The organism is Amycolatopsis sp., from assembly GCF_025464955.1.
Lineage (GTDB): Bacteria > Actinomycetota > Actinomycetes > Mycobacteriales > Pseudonocardiaceae > Amycolatopsis.
In genome coordinates, this window is the sequence record NZ_JAODNM010000015.1 from 21,495 (window position 1) to 34,898 (window position 13,404).

Below are 13,404 nucleotides of genomic sequence, written 5' to 3' on the forward strand. Positions count from 1 at the left end.
GACGGCGAGTTGCTGTGGGTGGGGTTAGGCGACGGGGGTGTAGTGCGAGGCGTCGCCTTGGAGGGAAGTGCTGGGCGTGCCGTCGATGCCGGCCGGGATGTCACCGGCGACGGTGACGCGGTTGAGGCGGCGGGGGAGGTCGTCGTAGTTGTCGATCGCGTAGTGCTGGGTGATCCGGTTGTCGAACAGGACCAGCTGACGGGGCTCCCAGCCGACGCGCACGATGTTCTCCGGACGTTCCACATAGGACGCGAACAGCCGCAGAAGGTCCCGTGACTCGGTTGTCGAGAGGCCTGCGATCCGCTGCGCGAACCCGCCAAGGAACAGCCCGCGCTCGCCGGTGGCCGGGTGTACGCGGACGACCGGGTGCTCGGTACGGAACTTCTGCGACACGAACTGCGCGCGCCGTGCCTTCTCCTTGTCGTTCAGCGACTCCGGCGGCTGGACGTAGTCGTAGTCGTTGGTGTGCACCGCGCGCAGGGTGTCCGCGAACGCGCGCAGCGGCTCGGGCAGGGCGCGGTACGCCGCGGCCGTGTTGGCGATCAACGTCTCGCCGCCGTAGGGCGGGACGACGAGGCTGCGCAGCGTGCTGGCCTTTGGCGGGTTGAGCACAAACGTGACGTCGGTGTGCCAGTGGTTGGCGCGGCCCTGCTCGCTGTCGACGGGCAGCACGGTCGGCGCGCCTTCGACGGCGGGGACGGTCGGATGCGCCCTGGTCAACGCGCCGAAGTGGCTCGCGAACCGCTGCTGGCCGGCGTCGTCGAGATCGACGCCGCGGAACACCAGCGCCTTGTGCTCGTGCAACGCGTCGGTCAGGAACGAGACCGTCGCCTCGTCCAGTTCGCCACTCACGTCGAGTCCGACGATCTCGGCGCCTATCCTCGCGCTGATCTTGCGGAGGTCGACCTGGGTGCTGATCGCGGTCATGCTGCTGGCTCCTTCACTCGGTTGCGGTTGGCGGGGCGCGCGAGGCCGTAGTGCCCGCGCAGGGTCGTGCTGGTGTACTCGCGGCGGAACAGGCCGCGGCGCTGCAGCTCGGGGACGACGAGATCGACGAAGTCGGTGAGCCCGGCCGGCAGCGTCGGCGGCATGATGTTGAACCCGTCCGCCGCGCCCTCGGTGAACCAGTGCTCGAGCTGGTCGGCGACCTGGACCGCGGTGCCGGCGAACACACGATGCCCGCGCCCGCCCGCCAGCCGTTCGATGAGCTGCCGGATGGTCAGGTTCTCGCGTTTGGCGAGCCCGGTCACCAGGTCGAACCGGCTCTGCGCGCCCTCGGTGTACGTGCCGACGTCCGGTAGCGGACCGTCGAGCGGATACGTCGAGAGATCGTGGTCAAGCAGGGTGGAGAGCTGCCGGACGCCGTATTCCGGGGTGATCAACGCGTTGAGCTCGGCTTCGCGGTCGCGCGCTTCGGCCTCGGTCCGGCCGAGGATCGGGCTGATGCCCGGTAGGATCTTGATCTCGTCCGGTGACCGGCTGTACTTCGCGAGCCGCCCCTTGACGTCGTCGTAGAAGGTTTTGCCCTCCTTGAAAGTCTGCTGAGCGGTGAAGACCGCCTCGGCGTACCGAGCGGCGTACTCCTTGCCCGTTTCGGATGACCCCGCCTGCACGAGCAGCGGATACCCCTGGACGGGCCGGGGGATGTTCAGCGGCCCGCGGACCTGGAAATGGCGGCCCACATGGTCGATCGGGTGGATCAGCTCGGTGTCCGCGTACACCCCGCCGGCCTTGTCGATCACCGGGGCGTCGTCTTCCCAGCTGTCCCACAGGCCTTTGGCGACCTCGATGAACTCCGTCGCGCGCTCGTAACGGCGTTCGTGGTCGGGCCGCTTGTCGAGGTTGAAGTTCCGGGCTTCCTCCTGACCGGCGGACGTCACGATGTTCCAGCCCGCGCGACCGCCGCTGAGGTGGTCGAGCGAGGCGAACTTCCGCGCCAGGTGGTACGGCTCGTTGTACGTCGTCGACGCGGTCGCGATCAGTCCGATGTGCTCGGTCGCGCCGGCCAGCGCGGACAGCAGTGTCAGCGGCTCGAACAGGTTGTGCGAGTTGTAGCGGACGTTCTTCTGCAGCGCGACTCCGTCGGCGAGGAACAGTGAATCGAGCTTGCCGCGTTCCGCCGTCCGCGCGAGATCGACGTAGTGCTGCAGCGTGCCCGCGCGCCGGGGATCGGTCCCGGGGTGGCGCCAGGCAGCCTCGTGGTGTCCGTTCTGCATCAGGAACGCGTTGAGGTGCAACTGTTTCCTACTCAAGACCTCTCCTTGGGACGCCAGGTCGAGAAACGCCGTTCGATGGCGACGAAGACCTGGTTGACGACCAGTCCGAGCACCGAGACCGCGATGATCCCGGCGTACATCTGGGGGATTTGGAAATTGACCTGGGCGTTGTTGATGAGGTACCCGAGCCCGGCTTTCGCGCCGACCATCTCCGCGGCGATGAGTACGAGGATCGAGTACGACGCAGCCATCCGGAGCCCGGTGAAGATCGTCGGGACCGCCGACGGCAGGATCACCTTCCGGAACAGCCGTCCGCTCGACAGCCCCAGTGAGCGGGCCGACTTGATCAGCAGCGGATCGACCGTGTTCACCCCGGCGATCGTGTTGAGCAGCACCGGCCAGATGCAGGCGTAGACGACCAGGGTGATCTTGGACAGTTCGCCGATGCCGAGGATGAGCGTGAACACCGGCAGCAACGCGAGCGCGGCGGTGTTGCGGACCAGTTCCAGCAGCGGGTTGAGGAACGCGGCGAGCGGGCGGTACCACCCGATGAGCAGGCCCAGCGGGACGGCGATGACCACCGCGATCGCGAACCCGGCCGCGGACCGGGTGATACTCGCTTCGAGATGAGCCGCGAGCTGGCCGTCCAACGTCAGGGCCCACAGCGCCTGGACGTCCTCGTGGAACGGGGGCAGGAAGACCCGTGTGCTTTCGTCGAGGGCATAGCGGGGAACGATTTCCCAGAGCGCGAGGAAGACGACGATGGCCGCCGAGCCGCGAGCGCCTCGGCCCAGCGAGCGCCAGACTTTCCTGACGCGCCCTGGTTTCGGTGCCTCCGTCGGTACCGCGTGGACAGCGGGAGCTTCCAGCGTGGTGGTCATCAAGCCGCCTTCCGTTCGGTGTCGGCGGCCTTGCGGACCTCGTCGTGCATCAGGTCCCAGAGCTGGTGGCGGTGCCGGACGAACGCGGGATCGGACCGCAGGTCGGCGTCACCGACCCGGTTCCCGAGGTCGATGTCCACGACGTCTTTGAGCCTGCCTGGCCGCGAGGTCAGGATGGCGACCCGCTGTCCGAGGTACACAGCCTCGTCGATGCCGTGCGTAATGAAGACAATGGTCTTCTTGGTGCGCTGCCAGATTCGCAGCAGCTCGTCCTGCAATTGTTCCCGTGTCTGCGCGTCCAGCGCGGCGAACGGCTCGTCCATCAGGAGGACGTCCGGGTCATAGGCCAGGCTTCTGGCGATGGCGACCCGTTGTTTCATCCCGCCGGAAAGCTCGTGCGGGTAACGGTCTTCGAATCCGTCGAGCCCCACCAGATCGAGGAACTCACGAGCGCGATCCGCACGCTGCTTTTTGCGTAGTGAACCGCCTTCGAGACCGAACTCGACGTTGGCACGCGCGGTGCGCCACGGGAACAAGGCGTACTGCTGGAACACGATCCCGCGATCCAGCCCGGGACCGGTGATCGGCTTGCCGTCGATCAGCACCTGGCCGGACGTGGGCTTGCCGAGTCCGGCCAGCAGGTCGAGCAGGGTGGACTTGCCGGAGCCGCTCGGCCCGACCAGCGAGAGGAACGTGCCGTCGGCGATGTCGAGCGAGACATCGTCCAACGCGGTCAGGGCACCGAAGGTCTTGGTGACATGGCTGAGGCTGATTTTGGCGGTCATCGCGGCTCACCCGGCCTTCGTGGCGGGAGTGGCCGGCGCGGCGGCGCCGTCGCGGTAGGGGTTGAACTCGTTGGTGTAGATCTTGGCGGAGTCGATCGTGTCGCTGGTGAGCACGCCGGTCTGCTTCAGCCAGCCCGCCCACAGAGTGTAGTCCCGGTCGCTGATCAACCCGCCCTTGGTGATGCCGACGCTCTTCCAGTACTTCAGCGTGTCGGTGTTCTCGTTGCGCTGCCGGTTCTGGATGATCTTGGTGAACCGGGCGATGACCTCCTCTCGCGGGGTGTCGCGCTCCCATTCGATCGCCTTGGCCACCGCGGTCACGAACACCCGCGTGGTTTCCGGGTACTTCTTGATGAAGTCGGTGCGCAGTACGTACGGGCCGCCGTTGTACGGGCCGAACGCGCCGACGTCGTTGAACAGCGGACGCAGCCCGCCGGCGGAAACCGCGTGGTCCTGCAGGACGCCGCTCAGCGAGCCGACGTCGATCTGGCCGTTGCGGATGGCCTGCTCGGTGTTGATCGGTGGGACGACGACGAGCTGGACCTGCTTGATCTCGTCGGCGGACAGGCCGTTCTCGGCGAGCCAGGTGTCGAGGACGGCTTCGTAGTTCGCGCCCGCGGTGTTGACGCCGACCTTCTTGCCGATCAGATCGCGGGCTGTCCGGATAGGACTGTCCGCCTTGACGTAGAACCCGAGGAACGTCTTGTCGTCGGAGCCGTAGTAGTTGATCACGGCTTTGACCGGCGCGCCCGCTTCGACGAGTTTGACCACCGCACCGGTGAAGGCCCCGCCGAAGTCGGTCTGGTTGGTCGCCACGGATTGGATGTCCTGTGGCCCGCTGATGGTGTTGCCGACCCAGTCGAGCTTGATCGGGCCGAGGTAGCCGAGGTCCTCGGCCAGTTCGGGCAGGGACACGGCGTTCGCCGAGCCCTGGTAGCGCAGCTGGAGTAGTTCGGGTTGGCCGGGCGCACTGGCCGCGGTGGCAGGCGAGCCGCAACCGGACAACGCCAACCCGGCCAGGAGGGCGGCGGCCGCGGCGAGCAGGGGCAGGGGTCTTTTCACGGTTCGACTCTTTCGCTTTTCCGGACATGAATGAACAGAACGGCTGACGATGGGGCTCTGGTTATTTACCGATTGGGACAATTCTTATCGGCGCCGAGGTGGGTCGTCAATATTGCGCGATCCTGAATTAACTCAGTGGCGAAAGGGGATCTTGGAAAAGGCGGTCGAGGAGCACGGCTCCGCCCGACGTGGCCAATTCGGACCCGGGAAAGCTGGTCGACACAACGGTTCGTGGCGCATCTTCGCAGATCCTGGACCTGAGTTGAACCTCGTCCCGAAGGGCGGGAAGACACGCCGGAACTTGGCTTACGCTTTGATCGACGACGACCAGGATTTCCGGATTCAGAACGTCGAGCAACAATGCGGAGGCCTGTCCGATAAGTCGCACCCGATCGACTAAAAGCTGAATGGCGCGCGGATTTCCGGTTTTGGCCTCGGTCAGCAATTCGGGAAACGACCCGGTGGTGGTGATGCCCTGTTCCCCGGCCCGCCGGGCGACCGTCTGCTCGGAGACCATCGCCTGGAGGCAACCCGTCCGGCCGCAGGGGCAGGGCTCGTCGCCGCCTTCGATCGGCAGATGCGCGACGGCGCCGGCGGCCGAGCGGGGTCCGTGGTGCACGGTGTCGCCGGTCGCGAACGCGGCGTCGACGACGTTGCCGGTGAACAGCTGGACGACGCTGGCCCTCGCCCTGGCGTGGCCGAGCAGTCGTTCGGCATTGACGAGCGCGCGGGAATGGCTGTCCACCGCGACGGTCAACCCGGTGTGTCCGGCGAGCAGTTCACGTGCCGGCACGTCGTGCCAGCCCAGTAGTGGGTGCTCGACGACGACCCCGGACGCCCGGTCCACCCAGCCGCCGGTCGCCATGCCGAGCCCGAGCGGCTCCCGGTCCGGCGCGTGCCGGTCGAGCAGCTCCAGCAGGATTCCGGCCGCGCGGGAGAGAATCCTTTGTGGATCAAGGCTTTGGTGTGGCTCTTCGTGGCTGGCCAGGATGTGGCCGCGGACGTCGAGCAGTGCGACAGTGGCGTGGTGCACCGCGATGTGGAGGCTGCCGAGGACGTGGCGTCCGGTGTCCAGGTCCACCGGGACGTGTGGGCGACCCACCACTTTCGGCCCCGCGACCTCGGGGAGCTCGCGCAGGAATCCGAGCTTGGTCAGTTCGGCGCTGTGGCCGGTGACCAAGGCGGGGGAGAGCCCGGTTCGCCGGGCGATCGTGCTGCGCGCTATCGGCCCGTGGTCGAGCACCGCTCGCAACACGGCCGCCGCACTGGCGCCGCGTCGCGCGCCGCGGGTTTCGATCCTTTGTGGATCTTCGCGCGGCGCGGGACGGGAACCGGTGCGGTGCATGTCTTTCCCTCCCGGGCGGCACCGGCTCGCTGAGCGCGGCGTGATCGGCGGGCCGGGATTCCGGCCCGCCCTACGCGGGGGAAGGACACAGGGCTGTCGCCTGCCGACGGAGGTCGACGTGGCGACGCGACGTCAGATCCGCCGCCTGCGAAGTCGCTGCCACCGAAGTCATGGCACCGATCGTCGCAGAGCGGGCGGGCCTTTCCTAGGAAGGCCGCAGCGTGCTCACCATGTGGGAGTTGACCGAAAGGAACCCGGGTACCTCGACCTGCTCGCCGGTGAGGCGCTTGGTCAGGCCGCGCTGCTTGGCCCAGATGAGCGAGGCGTGGTGCGTCCCATGGAAGGACCCGTCGCTGGACGACGTCCAGATTCTCACCTGGCTCGACGCGTCGGTGCCGTTCACCGTGATCGAAATGGTCGGGGGATGGGCCATCCGGGTGGGCCGGTAGTTGTACGTCCCGGGGCCGCTGACGGCCCGCCAGCCGGGCTCGAAGTAGTTCTGGACGATCTCGCCGGCTTGCCGCCGCCCGGTCGGGGCGTGGACCGAGATCATCCGGCGTGCCTTGATCTGGATGTTGACCAGCGCGGCGAGGATGGCGAACGCGCTGAGTATGAGTAGTGCCTGCAAGAGTGGACTCCTTGTCCCTCTCCTCGGCCGATGGGGTGGTCGGCGAGGAGAGGAAAGAGTAACTCTCACGCTGTGTGCCTCATCACACGGGCATCCGGGTGATCGCCGAACGGAAGTCTTCTCGCGACGAGCGGCCCCGGTGGCACCTCCACGGCTGGGACCCGGCCGGATCTCCCGTTCGTCGACCGTTGACCCGGCGCTCGGCAGATGCCTATAGTGCAACTGGTATATCAATCATCGACCAGATTTCCGGCCGTCACAGCCGAGGAGAACTCCCGTGGTGCTGCCCTTCACCCTGACGCTCAACTGCCCCGAACGGTCCGGCATCGTCCACGCGGTGACGTCGTTCCTGGTCGGCCGCGGCTGCGACATCGTCGAGCACCAGCAGTTCGACGACGCCGTCCGCGGCTCACTGTTCCTGCGGACGTCGTTCTCCTGCGATGGCGGTGACGTCGGCGAACGGGGCGAGACGACCGCCGACGACCTGTCGAGGGAGTTCGCCGCGGTGGCGCGGGACTTCGGGATGGAGTTCCAGTTCTCCGACGGCCGCCCGGACCGGCTGCTGGTGATGGTGTCGAAGTTCGGGCACTGCCTCAACGACCTGCTGTTCCGCTGGCGCGCGGGCAGCCTCGGCGCGGACATCGCGCTGGTCGTGTCCAACCACGAGGACCTGCGTCCGATGGCCGAGGCCGCCGGGCTGCCGTTCGTCCACGTGCCGGTGACCGCCGAAACCAAGCAGGACGCGGAGCAGCGGCTGCTGGAACTCGTCGACGAGCACCACATCGACCTCGTCGTGCTGGCGCGGTACATGCAGGTGCTGTCCAACGCCCTGTGCGTCAAGCTCGAGGGCCGCGCGATCAACATCCACCACTCGTTCCTGCCCGGGTTCAAGGGCGCCAAGCCGTACCACCAGGCCTACGACCGCGGGGTCAAGTACGTCGGCGCCACCGCCCACTACGTCACCCCGGACCTCGACGAAGGCCCGATCATCGAGCAGGAGGTGCTGCGGGTCGACCACACCTACGGACCCCGCGGCCTGGTGACCGTCGGTCGCGACGCGGAGGCGCTGGCGCTGTCCCGCGCGGTGCGCTGGCACTGCGAACGCCGTGTCCTGCTCAACGGCAACAGCACCGTCGTCTTCCGCTGAACCCCTGACCCCTTACCCCGCAACGATCCTGGAGGAAACTCATGGCCGCTTCGCCCCGTGTCGTGATCATCGGCGCCGGCATCGTGGGAGCGAACCTCGCGGACGAGCTGACGGTCCGGGGGTGGGCGGATGTGACCGTCCTCGACCAGGGCCCGCTGCCGCTCACCGGCGGTTCGACCTCGCACGCTCCTGGACTGGTCTTCCAGACCAACGCCTCGAAGACGATGGCCGAGTTCGCGCGGTACACCGTCGAGAAGTTCTCCGAGCTCGAGGTCGACGGGCTTTCGTGCTTCAACCAGGTCGGCGGGCTGGAGGTCGCGACCACGCCCGGACGCTGGGAGGACCTCAAGCGCAAGCAGGGCTGGGCGACGTCGTGGGGTATCGACGGCAGCCTCATCGACGCTGAGGAGTGCCTGCGCCGGTACCCGCTGCTCGACATCGACCAGGTGCTCGGCGGGTGGTACGTCCCGACCGACGGGTTGGCGAAGGCGTCGCGCGCCGTCGTCGCGCTGATGCGGCGGGCGGAGTCGCGCGGGGCGCGGTTCGTCGGGTCGACGCGGGTGACCGGGATCCAGCAGTCCGGCGGCCGCGTGACCGGGGTCGAGACGCGCTGGGGGGTGGCGCCGGCCGACATCGTCGTGTCGTGCGCGGGGTTCTGGGGCGTGCGGATCGGCGCGATGGTCGGCATGGACGTCCCGCTGCTACCGCTGGCGCACCAGTACGCCAAGACCGGCCAGGTCGCGGAGCTGGTCGGCCGCAACACGGAGATGTCCGAGGCGAGCCTGCCGATCCTGCGGCACCAGGACCAGGACCTCTACTACCGCGAGCACAACGACCGGCTCGGGATCGGGTCGTACGCGCACCGGCCGATGCCGGTCGCGTTGTCCGAGCTGGACGAAGACACCGCCGTAACCAAGGTCAGCGACGACGCGATGCCGTCGATGCTGCCGTTCACCGATGAGGATTTCGCGCCGTCGTGGGAGGCGAGCAAGCTGCTGCTGCCGGCGTTGCGGCAGACGAAGGTCGAGGAGGGCTTCAACGGCGTCTTCTCCTTCACTCCCGATGGGCACTCGCTGGTGGGGGAGTCGGCGGAAGTGCGCGGCTTCTGGGTCGCGGAGGCCGTATGGGTCACGCATTCGGCCGGGATCGCGAAAGCCGTCGCCGAGCAGCTGGTGGACGGGCGTTCGAAGACCGACCTGCACGAGGTCGACATCAGCCGCTTCGAGGAGGTTCAGCTCGCGCGGGAGTACGTCGAGGAGACGTCGAAGCAGAACTTCGTCGAGATCTACGACGTGCTGCATCCCTTGCAGCCCAAGCTTTCGCCGCGTGACTTGCGGGTTACTCCGTTCCACGAGCGGCAGCGTGAACTCGGCGCGTTCTTCCTGGAGTCGGCGGGCTGGGAGCGTCCGCACTGGTACGAGGCCAACGCGCAACTGGTCAAGAAGCTGCCGCACGACTGGTTGCCGCCCGCCCGCGATCCATGGTCGGCGCAGTTCCACTCGCCGATCGCGGCGGCGGAGGCCTGGCAGACCAGGAGCGCGGTCGCACTGTACGACATGACCCCGTTGAAGCGACTGGAAGTCAGCGGTCCTGGTGCGCTCGAGTTGTTGCAGCGGTTGACAAGCAACCAGCTCGACAAGTCGGTCGGCGCGGTGACGTACACCCTCGCGCTGGACGAGGCCGGCGGCGTTCGCAGCGACCTGACCGTCGCGCGGCTCGGGACGGACGTGTTCCAGGTCGGCGCGAATGGGAATATCGACCTCGACCATTTCACCAAGCACCTGCCCGAGAACGGGAGCGTGCGGGTCCGCGACATCACCGGCGCGACGTGCTGCCTCGGGGTGTGGGGTCCGGCGGCGCGTGACCTCGTGCAGCCGCTGAGCCAGGAGGACTTCTCGCGCCAGGGGCTGAAGTACTTCCGTGCGCAGCGGGCGCGGATCGGCGGGGTGCCGGTGACCGCGATGCGACTGTCCTATGTGGGCGAGCTCGGCTGGGAGATCTATACCAGTGCCGAAAACGGGCTGCGACTGTGGGACGTGCTGTGGGCCGCTGGGCGCGACCTCGGCGTTATCGCGGCCGGGCGCGCGGCGTTCAACAGCCTGCGGCTGGAGAAGGGCTACCGTCTGTGGGGCACGGACATGACGACCGAGCACGACCCGTACGAGGCCGGGATCGGCTTCGCGGTGCGGCCGGCCAAGGGCGAGTTCGTCGGCCGCGCGGCGATTGACGGGCGGAGTGAGGACACGGCGAGTCGACGTCTGCGGTGCCTGGTCATCGATGACGGGCGGACGGTCGTGCTGGGCAAGGAGCCCGTGTTCGTCGCCGGGCAGCCGGCCGGATACGTGACGAGCGCTGCCTACGGCTACACGATCGGACGTCCCATCGCCTACGCATGGCTTCCCGCGTCTGCCGACGTCGGGACGTCCGTGGAGATCGAGTACTTCGGCCGCCGCGTCGCCGCCACCGTCACCGCCGAACCCCTCTTCGACCCCGACATGACCCGCATCCGCCGCTGACCCCGCGAGTCCACAACAGCACTGCCCACGCGCGCTCGTCAGGTAGTTAGTCGACGTTGTGGGGGACGGTCGGCTTGGCAGGCTCGTCGGGGTCGGCGGTGAGGCGGTCGGCGAGGTGTTCCAGGGCGAGGGTGATCTTCTGTTCGGGCAGGTTCGGGAAGGTTTCCCGGATCTTCGACTGGACGTCGAAGGGGATGATCGTCGCGGCCGCGTTCGGGGCCCGGTTGATGACGCGCGCGAGCTGGTCGGCAGTGCGGTCGTGGAGCAGTCGCCCGAGCAGCGGCGCGTAGCTCCGGCGCGGCAGGAGCACGGTCACGCCGGTGCGGGGTTCGGCCGACGCCTCGAGCACGAGCTCTTGCGCCGCGCGGGCGATCCGGCGGTCGGGGCAGTCGATAACCTTCAGCGGCGTCTCGAAACCGAGCCTCTCCCACCGTTCCTGGAGGCGTTCGGCGTGGGCGGCGTCGATCATGAAGTGCACGGCCTTCATCTCCGACCCGCGCAGGTTGCGTCCGTACCGCAATGCCTCGACGACGGCGAGATCGGCGCTGTTGACGAAGACGAACACCTTGTGCCGCGCGTAGTTCGTCGCGGACGGGGTCTTATCGGTGACATGGTCGAGGATCGCCGACTCGGCCCGGTACTCGCGGTTGAGTCGCATCAGCATGAACACCAGCAACGGGAACACGACCACGACCAGCCACGCGCCCTCGGTGAACTTCGCCACCGCGAAGATGCCGACGACGATGGTCGCCAGGATCCCCGCGGACAGGTTGATCGCCATCTTCCGGCGCCAACCGGACTGCTTGTGGTGCAGGTGGTACTTCGTCATGCCGTACCCGGCCATCGCGAACCCGGTGAACACACCGATCGCGTAGAACGGAACGAGACTGTTGACCGAACCCCCGGTCACGAGCAGCAGCGCGACGGACAAAACCGTGAGGACGAGGATGCCGTTGGAGAACACGAGCCGGTGGCCGCGCTTGGTCAGCTGCCGGGGCAGGAACCGGTCTTCGGCGACGAAGTTCGCGAGGAACGGGAACCCGTTGAAGCTGGTGTTCGCCCCGGTGAACAGGATCAGCGCCGAAGCCAGCTGCACCATTCCGAACAGGATGTCGCCGACGGGTCCGCCACCGAACACCGCGCGGGCTTCCTGGGAGAGTACCGACGGGAAGCCGGCCGTGTATGGAGTCGCGTGCGTGACATACGCGAGGTAGGAGACCCCGGCGACGAGGAAACCCAGCGTGACCGCCATGACGGTCAACACCTTGCGCGCGTTGAGGCCCTGCGGAGCGCGGAAGGCGCTGACGGTGTTGGAAATCGCCTCGACGCCGGTCAGCGAGGAACCGCCGTTGGCGAACGAGCGCAGCACGACCAGCACGGTCGCACCCATGATCAGCCCGCTGGACTGGTGCACCTGCACGGCGCCGACCAGGTTTGCGGCGTCGTACTTGGGGAGACCTCCGGCGAAGTGGCGGATCACGCCGACCACGATCATCGAACCGACCATGAGCACGAAGAAGTACGTGGGCGCCGCGAACGGGCGTCCGGCCTCACGCAGGCCACGGAGGTTCGCGTAAGCCAGCACCAGGACCACGCCGACGGTGATCTCGATGCTGTACGGCCCCAGCGCGGGGATGGCCGACACGACCGCCACTGTCCCCGCGGCCGCCTGGACGGCCACGGTGACGACGTAGTCGATCAGCAGCGCCGCGGCCGCGATCTGGGCGACTCGGGGGCCGAAGTTCTCCCGGGCCACCACGTAGGAACCACCCGCGCGGGTGTAGACGCTGACGACCTGCCGGTAGGACGCGGCGACCAGAATGAGGATCACCAGGATGACCCCGGTGATCGGCAGCACCAAGCTGAACGCCGCAAGCCCGGCGTAGGGCAGGAGTTCAACCAGGATCTCTTCGGTGCCATACGCCGACGACGAGATCGCGTCCGGCGAGAGCACCCCCAGTGCCACCGGATTGGACAGCCGTTCGTTCGCGAGCTGCTCGTTGATCAGCGGACGTCCTAGGAGGACCCGCTTGAACACGTATCGCGCCGATTCCGGGATCCCGCCCGACCGCACCGGACCCGGTTCTGCTGCCACCATCTGCGCCCGCCACCTCCACCTGCTCGGACGCGCGCGGCACCGCATCACCGGATGCAGTGCCTTGGTTGTCTCTTGTCGTTGATCACCTGACTACCGTCGGCTCATCGTGCGGGCGCGTCTTCCCAGGCCGCTGACCGGCGCGAGAATTTTTACGCGATCCTGATAGACAGCCGGTCGCCGGTGTGAGCCCGTCGCACTTCAACGGCGTGTGCGTAGAGATCTCGTAAAAATCCTGCGGTTCCGCATTTCGACCGCGTCAAGAAACCCCGACCCGCTCGGCTGTCCTGCTTACCCTCCGGTGCCGTTCCGCCGGAAGAGTGAGGTGCCCATGGCTGGGATCGACCCCGAGCTGTTGTTCCTGGCCGCGTCCAGACGTGCCGTCGGGGTCCTCGACGCCCTCAGCGACGGGCCGCGCCAGGGTGTCGAACTGCGGAAGTGCGCGGGCTGCGGCAAGCATGCATTCGCGGGAACATTGCGTACTTTGGCCGCATTTGGCGTAATTCGCCGGATCGGTGGTCACGGTAGCTGGGACGAACCGGAGTCAGGCGTCTACGCGCTGACCACGACCGGCTGCGAGCTGGCCGATGGACTCGGTGACCTCGAGACCTGGACCGCGATCTACGAGGCCTACCTCCACGGTTGCTAGTTTGCCCGGTTGCTAGTTCTCCCATTACCCCCTCTGTCTTCGATTCGGTGACATCTGACGGCCATCACGCGATGGTGGAG

General features: G+C 67.5%; 12 protein-coding genes. 3 read left to right on the forward strand and 9 right to left on the reverse strand.

Annotation, left to right across the window (positions count from 1 at the left end; genetic code table 11):
* Nucleotides 1-24: 24 nt before the first annotated feature.
* The 8 genes from JWQ81_RS01680 to JWQ81_RS01710 all read right to left on the reverse strand — a co-directional run bounded on the left by JWQ81_RS01680 (nucleotide 25) and on the right by JWQ81_RS01710 (nucleotide 6,917).
* Complete coding sequence (locus JWQ81_RS01680; RefSeq protein WP_297536947.1) at nucleotides 25-927, reverse strand: TauD/TfdA family dioxygenase; 903 nt, start codon at nucleotides 925-927, stop codon at nucleotides 25-27.
* Nucleotides 924-2,252, reverse strand: coding sequence for an LLM class flavin-dependent oxidoreductase (locus JWQ81_RS01685; protein ID WP_297536948.1), 1,329 nt, complete (start codon nucleotides 2,250-2,252; stop codon nucleotides 924-926). The genes JWQ81_RS01680 and JWQ81_RS01685 overlap by 4 nt, the downstream gene beginning before the upstream one ends.
* Nucleotides 2,249-3,097 carry an ABC transporter permease gene (locus JWQ81_RS01690; protein ID WP_297536949.1) on the reverse strand — a complete coding sequence of 283 codons (849 nt, stop codon included), beginning with the start codon at nucleotides 3,095-3,097 and terminating at the stop codon, nucleotides 2,249-2,251. The genes JWQ81_RS01685 and JWQ81_RS01690 overlap by 4 nt, the downstream gene beginning before the upstream one ends.
* Entirely contained in the window at nucleotides 3,097-3,882 is a 786-nt protein-coding gene (locus JWQ81_RS01695) for an ABC transporter ATP-binding protein (RefSeq protein WP_297536950.1), read from the reverse strand. The genes JWQ81_RS01690 and JWQ81_RS01695 overlap by 1 nt, the downstream gene beginning before the upstream one ends.
* 6 nt (nucleotides 3,883-3,888) lie before the next feature.
* Nucleotides 3,889-4,944, reverse strand: a complete 1,056-nt coding sequence (locus JWQ81_RS01700; protein WP_297536951.1) for an ABC transporter substrate-binding protein — start codon at nucleotides 4,942-4,944, stop codon at nucleotides 3,889-3,891.
* 127 nt (nucleotides 4,945-5,071) lie between these two features.
* A complete protein-coding gene (locus JWQ81_RS01705; RefSeq protein WP_297536952.1) occupies nucleotides 5,072-6,289 on the reverse strand; it encodes an ROK family protein in 1,218 nt (405 codons plus the stop codon).
* Between the two features lie 70 nt (nucleotides 6,290-6,359).
* The gene (locus tag JWQ81_RS44750; protein WP_366942241.1) at nucleotides 6,360-6,461 is read right to left on the reverse strand and encodes a putative leader peptide; all 102 of its coding nucleotides are present in this window, start codon (nucleotides 6,459-6,461) and stop codon (nucleotides 6,360-6,362) included.
* Nucleotides 6,462-6,494: 33 nt separating this feature from the next.
* Entirely contained in the window at nucleotides 6,495-6,917 is a 423-nt protein-coding gene (locus JWQ81_RS01710) for a hypothetical protein (protein ID WP_297536953.1), read from the reverse strand.
* Nucleotides 6,918-7,200: 283 nt separating this feature from the next.
* Between JWQ81_RS01710 and purU the strand changes: the two genes are divergently transcribed.
* Both purU and JWQ81_RS01720 read left to right on the forward strand, forming a co-directional pair.
* Nucleotides 7,201-8,064 carry a formyltetrahydrofolate deformylase gene (gene purU / locus JWQ81_RS01715; RefSeq protein WP_297537021.1) on the forward strand — a complete coding sequence of 288 codons (864 nt, stop codon included), beginning with the start codon at nucleotides 7,201-7,203 and terminating at the stop codon, nucleotides 8,062-8,064.
* Between the two features lie 41 nt (nucleotides 8,065-8,105).
* Nucleotides 8,106-10,580: an FAD-dependent oxidoreductase gene (locus JWQ81_RS01720; protein WP_297536954.1), complete on the forward strand. Its 2,475-nt coding sequence runs from the start codon at nucleotides 8,106-8,108 to the stop codon at nucleotides 10,578-10,580.
* A gap of 46 nt (nucleotides 10,581-10,626) precedes the next feature.
* Here JWQ81_RS01720 and JWQ81_RS01725 read toward each other — a convergent pair whose 3' ends face one another.
* Entirely contained in the window at nucleotides 10,627-12,678 is a 2,052-nt protein-coding gene (locus JWQ81_RS01725; RefSeq protein ID WP_297536955.1) for an APC family permease, read from the reverse strand.
* Between the two features lie 328 nt (nucleotides 12,679-13,006).
* Here JWQ81_RS01725 and JWQ81_RS01730 point away from each other — a divergent pair, with 328 nt between their 5' ends.
* Entirely contained in the window at nucleotides 13,007-13,324 is a 318-nt protein-coding gene (locus JWQ81_RS01730) for a winged helix-turn-helix transcriptional regulator (RefSeq protein WP_297536956.1), read from the forward strand.
* Nucleotides 13,325-13,404 lie beyond the last annotated feature (80 nt).